The following is a 19,941-nucleotide window of genomic DNA, read 5'->3' on the forward strand; positions in this document are numbered from 1 at the left end:
TTCAAACGTTCCATGTCATGAAGACGCGTTAATTGGCGAGCGACACAGGGCGCGCGAGCTACGTCTTCATCGCCGGTCCGCATGCGAATCGAGCATCCCGGTATGCTCCAGCTTCAGCGAAACATGGATCGTCACGTCCATATCCGGCCATCGTTTGTTCCACTGCTCACGGGTGAATGGCTGTTCCTTCCATCCTACCGTGTGCATGCCCAGGCCAAACGGGTCGACAGATAACAACTGCGTTCGCTCGATGACTTTCTCCAGCTTCTCCTGGATTCTCCGTTCAAGAGTACGCTCGAACTCCTGCAGTTCCCGTGGGCTGTCCGTCTTCTGTCCAGCGGGGACTTCTTCCACCCGTCCTTTAAGCATCACGTCAATATGAACGTTCCGGAACGAATCGGTAAAATGAATTTGCCGCTCGGTTTTGATACTGCCGAGCACGACATCCGCCTCCGTTAGCGGCACCGTCTTTTGAACGCCTCTCTTTTCACGCAGCATTTGGAAAAAGACGTCATCGGACAGCGGAATCTTTCCGACCATCTTATCCCCGCGGAACAGCGCCGTCCCGGAATAACGAAGTTCATTGTTCGCGACGGCGTAATAGGGAAGAACCGGATCGGCATAAGGGTTGTACACCCTGGCCAGGAATTCATGCACGTTGCTTGTCGTCAATTGCCCTTGCTTTTCGTAATGCGAAAACATTTTGTACAGATACAAGTCGATTTCCTCCTGCCCGCTCTGCATCTGCCTGTTCAGATATCCGATCATATCGCCGCTTACAACGGAGAGAAACACGTGGCTGGAAATTTCGGGATCACGCAGTAACGTATCGAGCAGAGACGTCAGCCCCCGGTTAGCCATGGCTTCGGAGAAGAAAATCATTCGGATCTGCCCCCCTTTCGTTTCCCGGTAATACTTCAAGTTTCGTAAGTATCTCCCTTCGATTAACGTATTGGAGGACGTGGTAATCACGCTCTTTTTCTCTTTCTTCAGCGGGGAAATGATGGTAGACTGCTTTACGGATCCGTCGTTCCCTTCATCCAGATAAAGCAATACAACCGGCGATATTTCCTCAATGGTATTGGTTTTATCGACAAACGAGCAACCGCCGAGAACGAGCAACATCCACAAAAGAAGAAACCATTTATTTCGAGCCGCCGGCATGTCGGACCCTCCATTTCCTGCGAATCGTGATCCATCCCAAGAGGAAGAAGCCGAAAGGCAAAACAGTATAGGTGCTGGCATCCAGCCATGAAAGCCAGGTGATCCACTCCTTGGCTTTCCATTCGTCCGGCCATATCCAGCGACCGGCCATCCATGTCAGCAGAAGCATCATCAAAAACGCCAACCAAAGCGGCGCTCTTCCTGCTGAAAGACGACTACGCGCAAGACATTGGATTGCTCCCGCCGCATACAATAGAAGGATGGCGACGACGTAAACGAAGGAAATGGCGTAGGCTGGAATCAGGATCATTTCCAGCCGTTCGGCGAAAGGAAGCTGAATATACCGGATCAGATCGGCGATCGGCAAGTCTTGCAGTTGCAAATAATCGGATCCGTAAAACGTCAGGCAAATGACAAAAAAGAATATGTATTCGAATGCGGTAAATGCATTGGCGGCAATGAGAGCCGTTTTCAATTTCTTCGCGTCTACCGCCTCTTTCGGCAATGCCAGCATATATTCGGGACCGGAGAACGCCGCCCATACCGTAAGAAAGGCTTGCCAGATGCCTTGGGGCATGTGCTCCGGAAGAAGAGGGAGCAGATGGCGGTATTCGGCAGCCGGCGAAAACGCGAACGGCACGTACAGGAAGGTAACCCATATCGTGCCGACAAACGCAACGATCGCAAAACGAATGGTCTTCTCCATGCCCAATCGAGCCAGGTATACGCAAGCACACAATAGCAGGATGCCATACAACGTAGCATGTAAGGCGGGAAACAAAATATGGTGCACAATATCGACATAACCCATCATCAGCACGATACCTTTCATCAAAACAGCGAACAGCCCCGCAAGCAAAAACAGGAAAGACACCGCCGTTCCCAACGTGCGGACGATGCCGAGATAACCGCCGGGCGTTTCTTTCCATGCAAAACAGCGGGCAATCATCAAAATGTTGAGGTGCGAGCATCCCGCCGCCAGCAGGATGAGGCCGATCATAACCGGCTCCGCAAGCACACTGGGCAAATATAAAAGATAATATAACGTTTGCATCCGGTTCGCCCAGAAGGCGAGGGACAAGAAACCGAAGGGCGCTGAAATCGAAAACAAACCGGCCGAACCTACACGAGAAGCCATCACGGTTTCCTCCCGGTAACGCGCATCCGCTGCAGCGGCTTCAAATAAGCCGGCCTTGTGCGCATCCTGGACAGCGGAGCACGAAACACCGTATCTTTCCAGTCGCTTGCAAAAAACGGGCTTAGCGGGGACAAATACGGCTGCCCGAGCGAAGTCAGCCCATGCAGGTGGATGCACAGCCAGAGCAAACCGAACCCGATGCCCCACATGCCAAGCCATGCCGCCAGAACGAGCAGGAAAAATTGGAGCAGTTTGCTCGCGTTCGTCATCAAATAGTTGGGAACGAGAAACGAGGCGATGGCGGAGATGGCGATCACAATGACCATCACATTGCTAGCGATTCCTGCTTCCACGGCCGCTTGACCGATGACAATACCGCCCACGACGCCGAGCGTTTGGCCGGATTTGGTTGGCATGCGCAAACTGGCTTCCTTTAATATCTCCAGCGTCAGCAGCATGAGCAGCGCTTCCCAGAACGGAGGATACGGAATTTCACTGCGGGATTGCATGAGGACAAACAGCATCTCCAGCGGAACCATCTGATAATGGTGAACCGTCACCGCCACGTAAGCCGGGGTCAAAAACAGTGCAGCCACGAACGCGACAAAACGAAGCCCCCGCAGGAAGCTGCCCACCATCCATCGGTGAATATAGTCCTCCGGGGACTGAAACAGATCAAAGAACGTAATGGGCGCTACAAGCGCAAACGGCGTGTTGTCCACCAGCCAGACCACTTTGCCGCTGGCCAGCGCCGCGGCCAGCACATCCGGACGGTCCGTCTGTTGAAATTGCGGAAAAACGCTGTTGACGTGGTCCTCCATCAAAGCGGAGATATGGGAAGAATCGAGAAGCACATCGAAATCAATTTGTTTCGTCTTCATATCTGCGATCCGCACCAGTTCCGGATTGACAATACCTTCCATGTACAGCAGCACAACAGAAGTTTTGCTTAACGATCCGGCGGTCCATTTCTTTGACTTTAGGCTTGCTACGGGCAGCCGGCGACGGATTAAGGTCAAGTTTTTGTCAAGCCGCTCGTTCAGGCTGTCTTTGGGACCGTAAACAATCGATTCCTGCTCGGAAGACTCGATGGCGCGGCCGAGCTGATTCTGCTTTTTGATTGCGCAAACGTTCCCGGTTTCATCAAAAACAAGAATTCCTCCCTGCAGGATGAGCTCTTCGGCTTGCTGCAACGTCGTTACGTCCACCCGATCTTCGGAAATCACCTTTTGTCCTGCTTGTTTGTCCGGGGCGTGCAAAAGGGGAAGCACGATGTCGCTTTCGACCTGTTTTTGATCCACAAAGGAACGGATGTAAAACAGCTTGACTTTCCGCCCTCCCGCATCCAACTCATGCACCTGTGCATCGTGAATATCGTGAAACAATTGCTGCACGTGCTGCGGAGACAAGTTGCCTGCGGGAGGTTGAGTGTCGGCTTCTTTTGGCGTATCGCTTTTGTCTTGCTTTTTAAACCAGCCGATCCAACGCATCGGCTCCCCCCTTTCGCGTTTAGTCCATATATTATTTTTCCCGATATGACAAAAAACATACCTCGCAGTTCCGGGCTGTTGGCAGTCCTGCGATGATGAGTCGGTTCGTGAAAAAACCACGGGCTTCCTGCGAGGCCACTGAAAAAAGTCCCCTCGCCTTCGTTCTGCGATGCAAAAAGTCCGTTTTTAGCCTGTGAGACGGCTTTAAACGGACTTTTCCTTATTTTTCTGCAACATCAAACTTAAAAATCGATGCATCACAGAAAAACGTGTCTTTTTCAGTGGCCTCCTTCCCACCGGTGGCTTGAATCGTGAACATTTCGCAAACACTGATTCTCCCAGTTGTTGCAGAAGTCCTCATACACTTGCTCGACTCCGCTGTCGGATATCATGTGTCTGGCCAGAAAGTCGTACCAGAACTGATCGAAAGACAAGGGCATCCGGGTTCCATATTGGGAACGAAGGGTTACATAACGGTCCCAGATTTTGATTCGGAATGCTGCCAATTCATCACATCGCTCCATGTCGGTTCGCCTTTAAGCGGCGCTGGTATCGCTGGATATTTCTAACGTTTTCGCTCTTTCTTCGGCCAGCTTTTGAAATTGTTTTGCTCTTTCCAGATGAAAGGCACGCAATTGGTCGTGATATTGAGCCATTTTCATGTGCCAGTCGTACATTTGCCTGACATAAGCGGCGTGGTCATGCGTAAACATGGGCATTGCCTGTTTAGTAAACTGCATTTGAAAACATTCCTCCTTGGGTTAGGTAAAGTTGAACTTACAGCATTATTCTATGGCAGGCGCATAGAATTCCGCCCGGTTTCCGGTCATTTTATCGGGTTGGTTGTCTATATGCAGGCGGAAACACAGCCTTTGGGGGACCTGACTCCTATGATGCATAAAGGATATGAAAATCGGAATAATATCAGTTGCATATTCTGAAAATGGCGAATGAAAAGGAGAAAGTATGGAAAAAAGCGAACTTAAATCACAATTTAAACAGCGAATCAAAACGACAAGTAACAAATCTCCAATAATCTTGGATGGAAAGGCAAGTGAAAATGTTCCAACCGAGCCGAGTTTAATGGAGCGAACCAAAGAAGTGATGGAGAATATAGGAACCGAAATAAATAGCGTCTGACAGTATATGGCTTTTATAGCTTGGTCAACGTAACCTTTGAGATTATCGATGGGGACATTCCGTACAGATTGGAACAAGTAAATGTTTCTCATAATCAAAACCGGCCGGTTAGGGATCGCCCTGACCGACCGTTACAGTGTATTTTAGCCAACGAAATTCGGATTGGGCCCCGTATTATCCTTTGGGTTTTACGAACAATGCAGCGAGAAACGAAAAAATAATCGCTGCGGATATTCCGGCACTGGTCACTTCGAAAATTCCGGTGATGATCCCAATCCAGCCATTGCTCTTTAGTTCTTGAAGCGCACCATGGACAAGCGCGTTACCAAAGCTTGTAATCGGGACCGATGCTCCTGCCCCGGCAAATTCAATCAGCGGATCATACCATCCAATTCCGTCGACAATCGCACCCAATACAACAAGCAGGGTCATGGTGTGGGCCGGTGTAAGTTTCAAGACATCAAAACAAAATTGTCCGAAAACACAGATTGCACCTCCCACCAAAAAAGCCCAAAGAAAAATCATAATATCTCCCTTCCTGCCTCTATGGATACGGCATGAGCGATACAAGGAATGCTTTCCCCTTGTTGAAATGAAATCGGGGATAGCAGCGCCCCCGTAGCGACAACGAGGATTCGTTTCAGTTCACCTCTTCGCATCCGATTTAGCAAATGTCCATAGGTAACAACTGCCGAACAACCGCAGCCGCTTGCTCCGGCCTGAACCATTTGGGTTTCATAATCGTAAATCATCATCCCGCAATCGGAATATTCGGTTTGTTCGATGGGAAAGTTATGTTTCTTAAACAATTTACAGGCGATTTCATATCCGACTTTCGCAAGATCGCCGGTAACGATCAAATCGTAATAACCCGGTTCAATTCCCAAATCTCGAACATGCGCCTCAATGGTGTCTACCGCTGCAGGAGCCATCGCTGCGCCCATATTAAACGGATCTTTAATGCCCATATCGATAACCCGGCCAATGGTGGCAGATGTAACAACCGGTCCGTCACCTTCCATGGATACGATGGCAGCACCGGCCCCGGTTACCGTATATTGGGCGGTAGGCGGTTTTTGCGAACCGTACTCGGTCGGATATCGGAACTGTTTCTCCGCACTGGAATCATGGCTGCATGTCCCCGCCAACACAAATTTCGCCGAACCGGAATTTACAAGGTTAGCTGCTAATGCCAGACTTTCCATCGAGGTTGAACAAGCGCCAAACACACCGATGTAAGGGATCGATAATGTTCGCGCGGCAAAACTGCTGCTAATGATTTGATTCATCAAATCCCCGCCTATGTAAAACTGGACTTGTTCCTTTGTCAACCCCGCATTTTCAATAGCCAGTTTTGCCGCTTCTTCAATCAATACCTTTTCTGCTTTCTCCCAGCTCTTTTGTCCCATCATGGATTCTCCATGGACAATGTCAAAATCTTTGGCCAGCGGGCCTCTTCCTTCAAATGGACCCACTACCGTTGCTGTTGATCGGATGAACGGCTTGTTCTCAAATAGCCAACTCTGGTGTCCCTTTAACATATTAAGAGCCTCCCCCGCCTTTGATCAGCAAATGTACAATTCCTACCGCAAAGGCGGCGACTGTACCAAATACAATAACCGGTCCAGCCAGTTTAAACATTTTACCGCCAACACCGAGCACCATACCTTCACTCTGATGTTCAATCGCAGCGGATGCCATCGAATTCGCAAATCCCGTCACAGGCACTGCGGAACCCGCACCAGCCCATTGGGCAAACTTATCGTACACCCCCATGCTGGTCAGAATGACAGAAAGGAGTATCATAACCGCCACGGTAGGGTCTCCAGCTTTTTTCTCATCAAAGCCGCCCCAATGCACAAACATTTCCTGGATGGCTTGTCCAACCAAACAAATGGCCCCGCCAGCTATAAACGCACGAATGAAGTTTTTGAGTATGGGCCTCGGAGGTTCGACGCTTTGCGCCAATTCTTTATATTCCTGTTGTACCCGCGTTAAATTTTTCTTTATATTATTAGCCATGAACATTCTCCTCGTATTTTTTCAGCTGGCGTATAGTTAACGAATCAGCAATGGTTTCACTTCACCAATAATCTCTTCTAACGCTTTTGAACATTGCTCGTACATCTGCTTTGTATTTTGTTCTTTGGTAGATAAGCCAAACATTTCGAGATCCGCTTCACACTTTTTCAATGTTGCAAGCAACGCGGCTTTTTTCTGGGGTTTCGGTACTTTGATCTGATCATCAAATAAATCAACGTATAGCTGGCCATAGGAATCCACCTGTCCAAGAAATACGTTATCAATCGAAACACCTAATTTCTCCAGTTCCGTATCCAGCCATTTCCTGTTTAGACCTATCGTGGCAAGCGGTTCGTCCATTATTTTTCCATCCATAATGACCGATTGAGGTTCTTGTTCTGGCCCGACATTTATTCCCAGGTGTTTAGGCGTTAACGGTTGATTTTCCTTGGTTAAAAGAACGCTAACGTCACCGCTTGACTCCATGATGGCGAATTCAACATCGGCAGCTTTGAACACATTCTTTATTCGAAGCTGTTCCATAAGTTCATCCGTGGTAATCCTTTCTTTTTTTAGGTTATCCTCCATGATCTTGCCGTCCTTAATGAGCACTGTTGCTTTGCCGTCGAATAGGTCTCTTGCCGTTTTGCTTTTCAGCTGTAAAAATTCAATCCCTAAAGAAACAACGGTCCAAACCGTCATCGAAACCAAGCCCAGATACCAATTGGACTCCAGATCCAACGAAACGTAAGCTGCAAGGCTGCCGATCGTGATTCCGGTGATATACTCAAACAATGAAAGCTGTGATACCTGTCGTTTACCCAATATCTTCGTTAGGACAAAAAGAACCCCCATAGCCAATAACGTTCGCAAAGCGATTTCTACCCAATCCGGCATAATATCACCATTCCTTTCCAATCACATTAATCGACAAAGGTTAATATGTCCCTATTCCATTATTTTCATGCATTTCCATCTGAAAATTTTTCTAACGTATGCTTTTGTTGCGAGACGGAAATAATAATTTCGGTATTGGGAGAATGCAAGCATCTATTCCTATTACCCGTGAAACATTATCCTATCCTAAGGTAAAGGAGGTGACATTCCGTGACAGTTGCTTCTCAAGTGAAAACGTGCGTAGCATCTTTAAAAAGTGCTCAGGCGAGTCTGGAACAATTTGCTTTGGAAACACAAAATCAAGAAGCAAAATCGCTCTTTACGAATGCGGCCCAACAAACCCAACAAATCGTGCAGCAAGTAGAAAGCCGCGTACAACAGTTGGAAAATGAAGAGCCTCAATATAAGGGGTTTTAAGAAAAACAGACAAACCATGAATATTGAGGACATGGCTTGTCTGTTTTCATCGGTGAACAGATTAGAAAAGAGATCAAACCCTACAAGTTGAGTAGGGTTTGATCTCTTTTCGCCACTATTCTATTGTTTAGACAGCTAACCTTGGATAAACCTAAACACTGCCGCCCCCATCGCCACTGCTAAAGCTGACAGTATCCAAGTTCCCCCTAGGCCCAACGCACGCCCATGGCTACGGCCGCCAAATGATGAAGGTTGGAATTGAATGCCGATCTTTTTTCCCCATTCGCTTCCCTTGGGCGCTGTCCTATTGGAGTTGCCGAAATCATTGTAAGATTGTTGTATTCGATGGTCAGGAAGCTTTTACTGGAGGCATCAATATCGGGGATGAATATACCGGATTAAAGGTTCGAATGTCGCTTTTGGCGCGACACCCATACTGAATAAGTAGGTAAACCTGAAAACGAACTGCAAGCAGTATTCGACGCCCATTTGGAATATTGCGGTGCGGAATCAACAAAGACTGGTAAGAACATTCATACTAAAGATGCACGAACGCTTGTACCAATACGAATTTACATTAGAGGTTGAAATCGGTTCGCAGAGTTGAGTACTGAGTTCATTGCCTTGAATGAAATGAATGCCATTTAGGTACAAGAAGTCTTTGGAATCTTGTGCCTTACTTCCGATAGTAGAAAAATTACCATCTTCTTTATAACGGATGTGACTTTAAAGATCATCGGCAAGTTTCAGGAATTAGATGGCGAGGAATACTCTATATCGGAGTCCGGCATTTGTTGCAGGAACTTTTTAAAATTAGTCATGATAGAAGAGCTAATAGTTAGATTTCGTGCCGAAATCAACTTATAAAAATATGGAGACTTAGTCCCTGGGCATCCGTTGAACTGCTAAAAAAATAAGAAGTATCAAACCCATATACCCAAATAGCGGATAAAGATAAGCAAGTAAGGAGGTGAACCCGGCTTGACTAATCAAAAAACTAGCAAGTAATATGCCAAGAACCAACCAACTTTTAGGAAGATTATAAAGACTTTGGATTTGACGAGAAATTCCGAATACATTGCCTATCAATGTGGTGAATATTTCTCCATAGATTACGAGCAAAAACAATACATGAAAATACCGCCCGAAATCTCGAATAATCTCGGCCATCGGAATATCGTATTGAAGAATCTCGGGCATCTTTGAGCTCATTGCAAAATGGCTGACAAGAAGCATAAAACCAAGACCAATGCCTCCCCAAAACCCTCCCCATTTTAATGCGCTTTCGTCATCCACCTCACTCCCCAGAGGAACCATAACGGCTAGAATAAAAGCAAAATTCAATCCTGCATACACAAACGGACTCACGAACCACTTCAAATTGTACAGTTGTTGGTTCTGCCAACCGACAGTCTCAAAAATATTGTCTACATTGACAACCTTTACGACAAGGAGAAAAGTGAAAAAAAGCATCATGGGAACAACTAACGAGTTTACGAACATAATTCCGCTGATTTCCTTCGTCATCACCAGATAACACAAAACGATGCTGATGATAATACCCAGTTGATAGGGTAGACGGAGTTGTTCTTCGAAAATGGTACCGGTTCCTGAAAGCATCACGGCCGTTACCCCAAATAGAATAATTAAAGTCAAGGCATTTGCGACTTTGCCGAAAATCTTGCCAAACAGATAAACATTAAACTCCTGATATGAAAATGCTTTGATATGGTGAGCTAGAATCATCATTTTAGTGCCGATCCACACAAAAAGAAAGGTGCTGCATAAAATGCCTAATACCCCATAGGCTCCGTATACCGTGAAAAACTGCATAATCGACTGTCCTGAAGCAAATCCGGCTCCCACCACGGTTCCCGAATATGTTGCGGCGATTTGTATTATCATACTTGTATTTTTCTTCATATTTCACCCATGTCCTGGTATAGTATAGAATCATTAAATTCTATACTTAAAAAAAATGCTTATTCCAAAAGGAACTCGTTGTCAGCCGTTATGACGAGAATCGATAGTGGTCCGGTAGATCATCAATTAACAAACTTGAGTCTTTAACAATGACATGGTAAATATGCAGCTCATGAATCTGGGCATGATTTTTGGAATCGGTAAACTTATGGTTTTGGCCTTTATTTATCTACCGAGGATGAATCTGTGCAATCAACGCCCCGCTTGGCGATGCTCGAAGCCAGCAGATATAGCCCCACATAGATAGGAAACGAATATGTATGTTTCCAGTGAACGGGGTGGTATAAATCGGCCATTTGTGAGACCGGCTCGGCCACAAAAGCGGAAAATCCCCCAAATAGGAGAGCTTTGAACAACGGATGTATGCCAGACTTGTACTGGTGTAAGAACATAACCGTGACGGGAAGAAGTGAAAAATTCCATGGAAAATTAGCGGGCATGAATGGTATGACTTCCCAGTGATAATGCCAAAGTCCCATGGCAATCCCAAGCTGGTCCAGCCACGACGACACGATAATCATCGTAAGCCCGGATAGTAGAAACTGTCCCGTAGCCCTCTTATCCCGAAATCCGATTCAAAATAGCCAGGAGTTCGAATCGATCGAAGAGCTTGCTGAGATGTCTGTCCAACGTCTTGTCGACTTCTTGGTGCAGCACGGCAGGAACCGTTTCGAAAATCCTGAAGCGGTCGCCAAGCCTTGCAGAAAGCCGCTCGCTCTTCGTATCGATTGCCCCAAGCGATGGCGGACTCTTTCAATCTCGCTATGGCTTCGAGTATCCCGTTCCTGCAGGCCAACATAATGAGGACGCATCCTTTTCGATTCCTGTGAATACGGTCATTATATTCAGCAACTTCTGAACAGGCAATCCCGCCAGAAGTTGGACGTTACCTTTCAGCGGAAACACAATACTGTCCACAAAGCAATGGCTAAATGGAAACTCATCCCTCTCCTTGACATTTGTTGGCGTTTTTCAATTATAGCGGTTGATTCTTAATGCAGACAGGTTTTGAACAAAATTGTTTCAGTCCATCCCAGTTGCCCCAGATGCAATTTTTGCATCGATTCGGTTGTCTTGGGGCAGAGGTAGTCCGGTTTTCAACGCTTGTACTGGATGTTGGTGACATGCAGGTATCCACCTTTCCAAATTTATGCAAACAGCATTTAAGTTGTCCAGAAACGAATTATCCTATTCCGCCAAGCAGCAATCCGCATCGTGAAAGTTCCACTTTGATCCAATCTACTCCAGCCCCCGCATACAAATATCAAAGACCGGATCTGTCCATATTGGACAACAGCCGGGCTTTGGTCCTATTTCGCAGGATAAGTTGTCTTCGAAAATTATACTTTGAATTTTCCAACTAACGCGCGAAGCGAGCAAAGCAATCACTTTCTCTCCGGCGACTTGAATTTCAGTTTTTCCTGCTAGTCCGGGTTATCGGCGACAAGTCCGAACAGAGCGTCATAGTACGTCTGCCAGTTTTAATTCCCGTTATTATAAGGATCCAAATATTGCGCTTCTCCGATTATCACAAAACCACGCTGGCCCGTTTCCATATCGACAAGATCTTATTCGATGGATTGAGCCAGGCTGTGTACTTCCATATCATGATTCGTAATAAACTCGGTTTCCTTCTGGAATGCAGCCATCTGCATCCGGTTTGCCCAGAAAGCGAGGGACAAAAATCCGAAAGGCGCTGAAATCGAATACAAACTGACCGGACGCACAGGGGGGGACATCACGGTTTCCTCCCGGTTACGCGCATCGCCGTTGCAACGTCTTCAAATAAGCTGGCCTTGTACGCATTTTGGATAGCGGCAAACGAAGCACTGTATCTTTCCAGTCGCTAGCAAAAAACGGGCTAAGTGGTTGCAAGTACGGCTGCCCGAGCGAAGTCAGTCCATGCAGGTGGATGCAGAACCAGATCAAACCAAGACCGATACCCCACATGCCAAGCCATGCCGCCAGAATCAACAGTGAAAATTGAAGAAGCTTGCTCGCATTTGTCATTAAATAATTGGGAACGAGAAAGGAGGCATGGCGGAAATGGCGATTACAATCACCATCACGTTGCTTGCGATTCCCGCCTCCACGGCTGCTTGACCGATGACAATACCGCCTACGATGCCGAGTGTTTGGCTGGATTTGGTGGGCATGCGCATACTGGCTTCCTTTAATATTTCCAGAGTCAGCAGCATGAGCAGCGCCTCCCAGAACGGTGGATATGGAATTTCACTCCGTGATTACATCAGAAGAAATAGCATCTCCAAAGGAACCACCTGATAATGATGAACCGTCACCGCTACGTAAGCCGGGGTCAAAAACAAAGCAATTACAAACGCGACAAAACGAAGTCCCCGCAGGAAGGTGCTTACCAACCAGCGATGTACATAGTCTTCTGGGGATTGAAACAAATTAAGCTCAAGCTTTTGTCCAACTGCTCGGTTAGGCTGTCTTTAGGGCCGTACACAATCGATTCCTGCTCGGAAGAATCGATGGCGCGGCCCAACTGATTCTGCTTTTTGATTGCACAAACGTTCCCGATTTCATCAAAAACAAGGATTCCTCCTTGCAAGATGAGCTCTTCGGTTTGCTGCAGCGTCGTTACGTCCACCCGATCTTCGGAAATCACCTTTTGTCCTGCTTGTTCGTCCGGGGCGTGCAAAAGGGGAAGCACGATGTCGCTTTCGACCTGATTTTGATCCACAAAGGAACGGATGTAGAACAGCTTGACTTTCCGCCCTCCCGCATCCAACTCATGCACTTGTGCATCGTGAATATCGTGAAACAATTGCTGCACGTGCTGCGGAGACAAGTTACCTGCAGGAGGTTGGGTATCGGCTTCTTTTGGCGTATCGCTTTTGTCTTGCTTTTTAAACCAACCGATCCAACGCATCGTCTCCCTGCCTTTCGCGTTCAGTCCATGTATTATTTTTCCCGATATAACAAAAAACATGCTTCGCAGTTCCGGGTTGTTGGCAGTCTTGAGATTATGAGTCGGTTCGTGAAAAAACCACCGATTTTACTACCGGTGGCTTGAATCGTGAACATTTTGCGAACACTACTTCTCCCAGTTGTTGCAGAAGTCCTCATACACTTTCTCAACCTTGCTGTCGGATATCATGTGCCTGGCCAAAAAGTCGTACCAGAACTGATCGAAAGACAAGGGCATCCGGGTTCCATATTGGGAACGAAGGGTTACATAACGGTCCCAGATTTTGATTCGGAATGCTGCCAACTCATCACATCGCTCCATGTCGGTTCGCCTTTAAGCGGCGCTGGTATCGCTGGATATTTCTGACGTTTTCGCTCTTTCTTCGGCCAGCTTTTGAAATTGTTTCGCTCTTTCCAGATGAAAGGCACGCAATTGGTCGTGATATTGAGCCATTTTCATGTGCCAGTCGTGCATTTGCCTGACATAAACGGCGTGGTCATGCGTAAACATGGGCATTGCCTGTTTAGTAAACTGCATTCGATACCATTCCTCCTTGGGTAGGTGAATTTTGAACTTACAGCATCAGTCTATGGCAGACGTGTAGAAGCGACACCGGCATCCGCCCGGTTTCCGGTCATTTTTATCGGGTTGTTTGTCTATACGCAGGCGGAGACACATCCTTCCTTACTTCGGCATAGGCTAAATGGTAACGAGAATGAGGAGGAGATTTCATCGTGTATGCTTATCCGAATGGAATGTACAGGGAAACGGCAAATCCCGCATTATCCACAGTAACCTTGGTTGACCCGTATTTTTATCACACCTTGCGCTCGCTTCAAGGAAAGCCGGTGGTTATTGAAACGTTTCGGGGCCCTGTTCGGGGTACGATAACCGACGTGAAACCGGATCATGTCTTGCTGCAAACAGACAATTCCTCATTTTTTCTGCGCACGCAGCAAATGATTTGGGTTATGCCCTCTTAGCGCTCCGGCGCGGCATGAGACAAACGTTCCCTGTCATAAAGATAATAAGAACTATTAATCTGATAAGGGGATGATGTCCGCCATGTTCAAGCGCATCAATCGATTGCCCATTGCATTGCCTGTTCCCAAACATCCGGACGCCAACGCCGCGGCGGCTGTGCAGGAACTATTAGGCGGCCGTTTCGGGGAGATGTCTACGTTGAATAATTATTTGGTCCAATCTTCGAATTTTCGCAGCAAAAAAAAGCTGAAGCCCTTTTATGAACTTGTGGCCAGCATTACGGCGGAGGAGGTTGGCCATGTGGAATTGGTGATGAATTCCATTAATTTATGCCTGTCCGGTTCCACATTTCCGGCAGATCCGGATGCGGCTCCTCTGCGCAACGGGCTTGACAAACGCAATACCTACCATTTTATTGCAACGGCTCAAACCTCGTTGCCCGGCGATTCGATGGGCAAAGCATGGAACGGTGATTATGTCTTTAACAGTGGCAATCTGGTACTTGATCTGCTGCATAACTTTTTTCTCGAATGCGGCGCCCGCACCCATAAGATGCGCGTGTACGAGATGACAGATCATCCTGTCGCCCGCGAAATGACGGGTTACTTGCTGGTCCGCGGGGGAGTTCATGTGCTTGCTTACGCGAAGGCGCTCGAAATCATGACCGGAGTCGACGTCAAAAAAATGCTCCCTATTCCCAATCTTGAGAATCGGGCATTTGATGCGACCCGCAAATACGAAGAACAGGGAATTCATCGAAAGTTATATACGTTTAGCGATTCAGACTATGAAGATATCGCTCAAATCTGGAAAGGATCCCACCCTTCCGACGGAGAGCGATTGGAAGTCGTCAGAGGAGTTCCCCAAGGAGGGGAAGTGCCCGATCTTGAAGAAGTGCCGGAAGAATTTGCCCCTGGCATCTCGAATGAGGATTTTATGCAGATTGCCCAACGGCTGCAAAAGCTCGCCGGATTGTAAGGTGTTGCGTTCCTATACGGGTAAGGGTTGCTGCTTATATGGCATGTATACGAAACCTTTATTTATGTTTATTTCTATTAGCCGTGCGCGACTCCCAGCGTGCGGCTCGTCACATGGTGGTGGTCAAGCACAAGCCTTTATTTGAATGGTTTCAATTGCCTATCCCTTAGTTCTTGAATTTTATTTTCTAAATATTCGATGCGAGATTTTAGTTGTGCTTTCTCTATGACATGTTTTCTGCATATTTCCAGAAGTTTCTCGTTCTTTTCCTTCTCATTCTGAAGCGCCTGCTTAACTTTTTCATACCGATTCTCAAGCAATCTTTTGCCGCTTGGTCTGGTTGACGTTTCGATTGCAGTAGCTGCAATTTCTTCTGCCCCTTTTTCAATTTCCATCTGCAGCAAAATGGCTTGATCACAGCGTTCCTTAAGATCAGGACGATTATAGATCGTCTTTCGCTCAATGCCAGCTTTTTTAGCAATCGCTGATATGGACAGTTTTTTCTTTCCTTTTCGGAGGTTTGTTATTGCTTGTTCGATACGCTCCAGTGTAACGAGTTTATTTTCTTTAGAAGGGTCACTCATGCCATTCCCTCCCATTCGCTTGGTGTGATATTGTAATCTGAATGATTATCAATTCCGGAATAATTCACCTGGGTTTCCAACTCATCAATAATTCCTACGAGGTATTTTTCAATTGTCTTTAACTTGTTCTCATAAGGACCTCCAGCAGGTGCAGATGCCAATTCGCCACGAATTTTTTTCAACCGGCCTTTATGAACTTCAAGAAAGTCCGGAGTAGTCAAAAAATTGCGGCATCCTAAACATATCCCGTCGCCTTCACAAGGTTCATTTCGCATTGGATGGTGAAGACAAAGTCCATGTGACAAAATTTGAATCTTATGCGCTTTACGCAATTTATCAACTTGTTCGATGGTCTTTCCTTTGAATGGGTTAATTACTTTAAGTTTTTCTTTTATTTGAAGAGCCTGCTTACCAACAAGAACTGCGCCTTCATTGAATACTTTCGCGAACTTGTTCCTTACATCCTCTTGAAGCAGGTGTGTATAGTGCTGTGTACCTCTAATGGACTTGTGATTTAACAATTCCCGTATGGTTTCCAGAGAGGCCCCGCCTTTTAAAGCATACGTAGCGCAAGCGTGGCGGAATGTATGAGATGAAAAATCAGCAATATCTCCATTTTTATATCGGAGATTGTGTTTTTGAAGCCAGGGTCTTAGAAAATTCTTTGACCAATTTGCATGGGAAACTATACCCACGGGATATCCTTTGACATTACGTATTCGATTAAGAAATAAATACGGTAAGCCCGATTCTTTTCTTAACGGATCCGTGTATTTTTCAACTTTCGTAATGGCTTGTACGACAAGGGCATTCGCTGGTTTATACACCCTCGTAGGTTCGGCTTGCAGTTTACCGGTGTTGTATACTAATTTTGTTTCTCCGCCAATTGGCTCAATGGAGGCATTATACATCGTAATGATTTCGCTAATGCGAAGTCCAAGCTGCAATCCAACTACTACGCTAGCTGCAACAAGTATATTTTCGTCCATATCTAAATCACTTACTGCTTTACGCAATATCCGATCGATCAACTGTTCGTCCGATATTTTATCAATGTTTACTTGCTCTGCTTGCTTGGCATCCTTCTTTAACGCTTTGTTATTAATAATGAGCTCATTGTACATGCCCTGAACAAATCGAACATCTTTTGGAACATCCCAGCCTTTAATATTTCCCTTTAATAAGATTTCTTTTAACGCCAATGCACTTTTCTTGATTGAAACAGAGCTTATTGACTGACCACTTGTCTCGCTTTTCGCTTCAGGCAAATACGTAAAATACGTCTCCAATAAACTCTGATCAATTTCTGAAAACGACTCCACTTCCGGCGCATATTCTTTTATAAATTTAGAAAATCGAACAACACCGTCTAAATTTCGTTTGGCAGTTGAAAACTTGCCCGTGGTTAACTCATGATGCATAAACCATTTTATTACTTCTAGCATTTTGGGCTTATCAACAACAAATTCAAAATCAATCATAAGCCTCTTGCCAGACAAATGCTCTACATTAATAAATCCGTTAAAATCCCATACATTGTCTGAGAATTTACTATTACCGCAGCGGAAATCTAATTGGGGTATTAGGGGGTTGTAATCAAACAATTGAAGCTTTATACTTTCAACCACTCAGCATCGCCTCCAAACGCCCTATAATCGTTTCTAAGGCGTATTCAACAGTCTCAAGATGATTCGTCGTACCGATGTACTCCTGAGCCATATATGCCTCTCTGTTGGCTCTGAGACGATCCAAATGGTCTTTATGAATTGGTAAGTGTTCGGGAGTCGTGATAAACTTAGGACAGATCACGCACATATTAAATTTAGAGCATATCTTGCCCTCATTATTTATCGGCTTCTGACAAGCCCCATCAGGCAATGAAGCAGACAATAGCGTTTCCGTGTCGATTTTTTTTCCTTCTCCTATTTCCTTCTCACTGATTTCCTTGACTATCAAGCCGATAAATCCAAGCTTTTTATATTCGCTTTCAATTTTTGGATCTTTGACCTTTGCATATAAACTTGTAGAGTGTAATGATTCATGACCAAGATATTCTTGAATTTCAAACATACTCATACCCTTGTTTAGCATGTCCGTTCCAAGCGTATGCCTAAATGCGTGAAAGGTTAATGGGTATAATTCGCCATCGTTATCTCTGATATCATGCTTTTTGACAAACCGATAAAGTTTATCTCGAAATATTTTTTGGAGCAGTCTGGCATACCGTATATTCCGTTTTTGCCAGTAAAGACAAATGTAGTTTGTTGCAAGTTCTTTCCTGGCCACTTCTGAGTATTGTTCAAGTAGTTGAACTGCCCGTTTGACTCGATTTGATACGGGGATATATCTGTCAGCCTTATTTTTCGGAGAGAAAACATACAATACGGGTTTTCCTGTAAAATCTTCAGTTATACACCCCTCGGTTAGGTCCAAAACCTCTGAAAGCCTGATTCCCGAATCGATGCCGATCTCCACAATAGACTTCAAGAGGATGTTTTTCTCCTTTTTTAAAGCTATTTCAATCTGTTCCATTACATTATCGGGTATATACCTTGTCCTTAAAACATCATCTTGCTTAAGTGCTTGGTACTCATCTCCATCAAAAACCTGTCCCTCCGGAAAACCATCATACTCAAAAAACTGCCCATGTTCTATTACCCATTTTAGTGCAGACATAGCAACCGATCTTGTAGAGTTTGCTAATTGAATCTGTTGTAAATAATAAATATACATTTGAGTGATTTGGTGCGATAAATCGGCATAATCCATAATTTTCAAGTTGTATTCTTTCAGGAATTCAAAGAACCGTTTCAATGAATAATTATATCGATACAGTGTTTCGACACTCGGCTTCCCTAGACTCATGCATTCAATTGTTATTTGCTTATGTATTTTCTTGAACCATTTATTTGGCAAATATGAAAATTCAAAAGATAATTTATCACCATAACTCGATTGATACGGAACCTCCCATCTATCAGTTTTTGTATCAACTGTTGAAATATACGCTCTACTCAATTCAACTCCGCGCTCCTTCTCTGACGCATGAAGCTTTCATATGCCGTTGTTTTCGCTTCAAGCGACAAATGTTGATACTTACTCGTAGACTTAACATCATTATGACCTAACCTATCTTGGACATAACGCATATCAAATCCCGATTCGGTGAGTTCGGTTCCATGGGTGTGCCTAAGCATGTGAGAAGTGCATTTAATACCCACTTGTTCAGATAGCTTATTGAAGAGCTTTGTTATCGTATCGCGGATCATATATTGGCCAGGGCTGGTTTCATGATTCACAAATATCGTAAGATGTTTTCCATCATCAGGGCGATGATACAAGATATAATCCTCTATGGCAAAGACAATATCTCTGCTGACGGGTATTTCCCTTTCTAGTGATTTGATGTTGTGGTCTTTATGGTATAGTGGATCATGCTCTTTTACCTTTATAACCCCAACTTTTGTTTGAATCTCATAATCACCTATACGAAGACCTAGTGCCTCACTAATCCGGCAACCCGTTTCATAAAGAAATCTGAACAATAACTGATTTCGGGCATTCAAGCTCTCATCTGACTGTAACATCTCAAGTCCTTGATAGAGCTTTTCAACCTGTTCCCGAGTCAAACGCTTACCCTTAACTGATTTTTTCTCTTTAACTCGGAAGAAATTAAAACCCATATCTTTACGACTAACTTTCTGAACTAGGAAATGTCTGTTTTTTGAATCATCTTTATAAGTTAATGGGTTCTCCGTCACAAAGCCCCCAATCACTTCATAATATCGATAAAATGAGGCTATTGTTGCCATATACTTATTCTTTGTCTTTGCAGATTTCTCTTTGTCCGTCTTTCCGACTTTCGTTTTCAAATACTCAAGCCAAGAAAACATATCCGCTTTCCTAACCTCGTAAAATTTAAGCCCCACTTCGTTTAACCAAGTGAAATATTCCTTTAAGTCTCTACTATAACCTTCGATTGTGTTCTCAGAGTGCCCCTTCTCTTCTAAATAGTGAAGAAACAATGTTATTTCCTCGACAATGTTGTAGTCCTCATCCACAACTACTACATTTCGTTTTCCGGCCTCATTGAGAGTTTTTTCAATTTTCAGATTGCCCATATTCATCACCACCGAGATCAATCCTATATGATGTTTAGCCAATGTTTTCCCACTTTTACCGATCTTGAGTGTGTATATCATCCATCAT

Annotated in this window: 21 protein-coding genes and 1 pseudogene; 4 read left to right on the forward strand and 18 right to left on the reverse strand. The window is 45.2% G+C overall.

Annotated elements, in window-relative coordinates; translation table 11 throughout:
- Window positions 1-66: 66 nt before the first annotated feature.
- The 4 genes from GE073_RS24705 to GE073_RS24720 form a co-directional block, all read right to left on the reverse strand.
- Entirely contained in the window at window positions 67-1,164 is a 1,098-nt protein-coding gene (locus GE073_RS24705; RefSeq protein WP_194843488.1) for a Ger(x)C family spore germination protein, read from the reverse strand.
- A complete protein-coding gene (locus tag GE073_RS24710) occupies window positions 1,145-2,302 on the reverse strand; it encodes a GerAB/ArcD/ProY family transporter (RefSeq protein WP_153784607.1) in 1,158 nt (385 codons plus the stop codon). The genes GE073_RS24705 and GE073_RS24710 overlap by 20 nt, the downstream gene beginning before the upstream one ends.
- A complete protein-coding gene (locus tag GE073_RS24715; protein WP_228551777.1) occupies window positions 2,302-3,792 on the reverse strand; it encodes a spore germination protein in 1,491 nt (496 codons plus the stop codon). The genes GE073_RS24710 and GE073_RS24715 overlap by 1 nt, the downstream gene beginning before the upstream one ends.
- Window positions 3,793-4,328: 536 nt before the next feature.
- Window positions 4,329-4,532, reverse strand: a complete 204-nt coding sequence (locus tag GE073_RS24720) for a hypothetical protein (RefSeq protein ID WP_101807375.1) — start codon at window positions 4,530-4,532, stop codon at window positions 4,329-4,331.
- A 226-nt stretch (window positions 4,533-4,758) separates the two neighbouring features.
- Here GE073_RS24720 and GE073_RS24725 point away from each other — a divergent pair, with 226 nt between their 5' ends.
- The gene (locus tag GE073_RS24725) at window positions 4,759-4,932 is read left to right on the forward strand and encodes a hypothetical protein (protein WP_153784608.1); all 174 of its coding nucleotides are present in this window, start codon (window positions 4,759-4,761) and stop codon (window positions 4,930-4,932) included.
- Window positions 4,933-5,106: 174 nt separating this feature from the next.
- On the opposite strand, the gene spoVAE is transcribed toward GE073_RS24725, so the two are convergent.
- From spoVAE to GE073_RS24745, 4 genes are read right to left on the reverse strand one after another with little or no spacing between them, the layout of a single operon-like run.
- The gene (gene spoVAE, locus GE073_RS24730) at window positions 5,107-5,457 is read right to left on the reverse strand and encodes a stage V sporulation protein AE (protein ID WP_005832063.1); all 351 of its coding nucleotides are present in this window, start codon (window positions 5,455-5,457) and stop codon (window positions 5,107-5,109) included.
- Window positions 5,454-6,473: a stage V sporulation protein AD gene (gene spoVAD / locus GE073_RS24735; protein WP_127510464.1), complete on the reverse strand. Its 1,020-nt coding sequence runs from the start codon at window positions 6,471-6,473 to the stop codon at window positions 5,454-5,456. The genes spoVAE and spoVAD overlap by 4 nt, the downstream gene beginning before the upstream one ends.
- 1 nt (window position 6,474) lies before the next feature.
- Window positions 6,475-6,954, reverse strand: a complete 480-nt coding sequence (spoVAC, locus tag GE073_RS24740) for a stage V sporulation protein AC (RefSeq protein ID WP_005832062.1) — start codon at window positions 6,952-6,954, stop codon at window positions 6,475-6,477.
- 36 nt (window positions 6,955-6,990) lie between these two features.
- On the reverse strand, window positions 6,991-7,851 hold the full coding sequence (locus tag GE073_RS24745; protein WP_153784609.1) for a DUF421 domain-containing protein: 861 nt from the start codon (window positions 7,849-7,851) through the stop codon (window positions 6,991-6,993).
- 210 nt (window positions 7,852-8,061) lie between these two features.
- On the opposite strand from GE073_RS24745, the gene GE073_RS24750 reads away from it, so the two are divergent.
- Window positions 8,062-8,268 (forward strand): DUF1657 domain-containing protein, encoded by a 207-nt coding sequence (locus GE073_RS24750; RefSeq protein WP_007781230.1) that lies wholly within the window; start codon window positions 8,062-8,064, stop codon window positions 8,266-8,268.
- An 879-nt stretch (window positions 8,269-9,147) separates the two neighbouring features.
- On the opposite strand, the gene GE073_RS24755 is transcribed toward GE073_RS24750, so the two are convergent.
- The 6 genes and pseudogenes from GE073_RS24755 to GE073_RS24790 all read right to left on the reverse strand — a co-directional run bounded on the left by GE073_RS24755 (window position 9,148) and on the right by GE073_RS24790 (window position 13,723).
- A complete protein-coding gene (locus GE073_RS24755; protein WP_101807371.1) occupies window positions 9,148-10,191 on the reverse strand; it encodes a YkvI family membrane protein in 1,044 nt (347 codons plus the stop codon).
- A 221-nt stretch (window positions 10,192-10,412) separates the two neighbouring features.
- A complete protein-coding gene (locus tag GE073_RS26010; RefSeq protein WP_280522965.1) occupies window positions 10,413-10,826 on the reverse strand; it encodes a CBO0543 family protein in 414 nt (137 codons plus the stop codon).
- 906 nt (window positions 10,827-11,732) lie between these two features.
- Window positions 11,733-11,807 carry a CHASE3 domain-containing protein gene (locus tag GE073_RS26115; protein WP_081494688.1) on the reverse strand — a complete coding sequence of 25 codons (75 nt, stop codon included), beginning with the start codon at window positions 11,805-11,807 and terminating at the stop codon, window positions 11,733-11,735.
- Window positions 11,808-12,006: 199 nt separating this feature from the next.
- Window positions 12,007-12,665: pseudogene (locus GE073_RS26120) on the reverse strand (spore germination protein).
- Window positions 12,623-13,147 carry a spore germination protein gene (locus tag GE073_RS24785; protein ID WP_035316911.1) on the reverse strand — a complete coding sequence of 175 codons (525 nt, stop codon included), beginning with the start codon at window positions 13,145-13,147 and terminating at the stop codon, window positions 12,623-12,625. The pseudogene GE073_RS26120 and the gene GE073_RS24785 overlap by 43 nt, the downstream one beginning before the upstream one ends.
- Before the next feature lie 372 nt (window positions 13,148-13,519).
- Window positions 13,520-13,723: a hypothetical protein gene (locus GE073_RS24790; protein WP_101807367.1), complete on the reverse strand. Its 204-nt coding sequence runs from the start codon at window positions 13,721-13,723 to the stop codon at window positions 13,520-13,522.
- A gap of 197 nt (window positions 13,724-13,920) precedes the next feature.
- Here GE073_RS24790 and GE073_RS24795 point away from each other — a divergent pair, with 197 nt between their 5' ends.
- Both GE073_RS24795 and GE073_RS24800 read left to right on the forward strand, forming a co-directional pair.
- The gene (locus tag GE073_RS24795) at window positions 13,921-14,169 is read left to right on the forward strand and encodes a YuzF family protein (RefSeq protein WP_107338596.1); all 249 of its coding nucleotides are present in this window, start codon (window positions 13,921-13,923) and stop codon (window positions 14,167-14,169) included.
- 82 nt (window positions 14,170-14,251) lie between these two features.
- Window positions 14,252-15,148 (forward strand): manganese catalase family protein, encoded by an 897-nt coding sequence (locus GE073_RS24800; protein WP_054943616.1) that lies wholly within the window; start codon window positions 14,252-14,254, stop codon window positions 15,146-15,148.
- Between the two features lie 137 nt (window positions 15,149-15,285).
- On the opposite strand, the gene GE073_RS24805 is transcribed toward GE073_RS24800, so the two are convergent.
- The 4 genes from GE073_RS24805 to GE073_RS24820 are packed head-to-tail and all read right to left on the reverse strand — an operon-like array spanning window position 15,286 to window position 19,895.
- Window positions 15,286-15,732 (reverse strand): DUF6262 family protein, encoded by a 447-nt coding sequence (locus GE073_RS24805; RefSeq protein ID WP_005828377.1) that lies wholly within the window; start codon window positions 15,730-15,732, stop codon window positions 15,286-15,288.
- The gene (locus GE073_RS24810) at window positions 15,729-17,360 is read right to left on the reverse strand and encodes a tyrosine-type recombinase/integrase (RefSeq protein WP_153784610.1); all 1,632 of its coding nucleotides are present in this window, start codon (window positions 17,358-17,360) and stop codon (window positions 15,729-15,731) included. The genes GE073_RS24805 and GE073_RS24810 overlap by 4 nt, the downstream gene beginning before the upstream one ends.
- Window positions 17,353-18,750 carry a tyrosine-type recombinase/integrase gene (locus GE073_RS24815; RefSeq protein WP_054943613.1) on the reverse strand — a complete coding sequence of 466 codons (1,398 nt, stop codon included), beginning with the start codon at window positions 18,748-18,750 and terminating at the stop codon, window positions 17,353-17,355. The genes GE073_RS24810 and GE073_RS24815 overlap by 8 nt, the downstream gene beginning before the upstream one ends.
- On the reverse strand, window positions 18,747-19,895 hold the full coding sequence (locus GE073_RS24820) for a tyrosine-type recombinase/integrase (RefSeq protein ID WP_228551779.1): 1,149 nt from the start codon (window positions 19,893-19,895) through the stop codon (window positions 18,747-18,749). The genes GE073_RS24815 and GE073_RS24820 overlap by 4 nt, the downstream gene beginning before the upstream one ends.
- Between the last annotated feature and the right edge of the window lie 46 nt (window positions 19,896-19,941).

The organism is Paenibacillus sp. B01 (genome assembly GCF_009649995.1).
Taxonomy (GTDB): domain Bacteria; phylum Bacillota; class Bacilli; order Paenibacillales; family Paenibacillaceae; genus Paenibacillus_O; species Paenibacillus_O pasadenensis.

Excerpts from the sequence above, each read along its gene's own strand:
- GE073_RS24720 (WP_101807375.1), bottom strand. The coding sequence starts at position 4,532 with ATGCAGTTTACTAAACAGGCAATGCCCATGTTTACGCATGACCACGCC.
- GE073_RS24710 (WP_153784607.1), bottom strand. The coding sequence starts at position 2,302 with ATGGCTTCTCGTGTAGGTTCGGCCGGTTTGTTTTCGATTTCAGCGCCC.
- spoVAE (WP_005832063.1), bottom strand. The coding sequence starts at position 5,457 with ATGATTTTTCTTTGGGCTTTTTTGGTGGGAGGTGCAATCTGTGTTTTC.
- GE073_RS24705 (WP_194843488.1), bottom strand. The coding sequence starts at position 1,164 with ATGCCGGCGGCTCGAAATAAATGGTTTCTTCTTTTGTGGATGTTGCTC.
- GE073_RS24755 (WP_101807371.1), bottom strand. The coding sequence starts at position 10,191 with ATGAAGAAAAATACAAGTATGATAATACAAATCGCCGCAACATATTCG.
- GE073_RS24785 (WP_035316911.1), bottom strand. The coding sequence starts at position 13,147 with ATGCGTTGGATCGGTTGGTTTAAAAAGCAAGACAAAAGCGATACGCCA.
- spoVAD (WP_127510464.1), bottom strand. The coding sequence starts at position 6,473 with ATGTTAAAGGGACACCAGAGTTGGCTATTTGAGAACAAGCCGTTCATC.
- GE073_RS24800 (WP_054943616.1), top strand. The coding sequence starts at position 14,252 with ATGTTCAAGCGCATCAATCGATTGCCCATTGCATTGCCTGTTCCCAAA.
- GE073_RS24805 (WP_005828377.1), bottom strand. The coding sequence starts at position 15,732 with ATGAGTGACCCTTCTAAAGAAAATAAACTCGTTACACTGGAGCGTATC.
- GE073_RS24715 (WP_228551777.1), bottom strand. The coding sequence starts at position 3,792 with ATGCGTTGGATCGGCTGGTTTAAAAAGCAAGACAAAAGCGATACGCCA.
- GE073_RS24745 (WP_153784609.1), bottom strand. The coding sequence starts at position 7,851 with ATGCCGGATTGGGTAGAAATCGCTTTGCGAACGTTATTGGCTATGGGG.
- spoVAC (WP_005832062.1), bottom strand. The coding sequence starts at position 6,954 with ATGGCTAATAATATAAAGAAAAATTTAACGCGGGTACAACAGGAATAT.
- GE073_RS24725 (WP_153784608.1), top strand. The coding sequence starts at position 4,759 with ATGGAAAAAAGCGAACTTAAATCACAATTTAAACAGCGAATCAAAACG.
- GE073_RS24790 (WP_101807367.1), bottom strand. The coding sequence starts at position 13,723 with ATGCAGTTTACTAAACAGGCAATGCCCATGTTTACGCATGACCACGCC.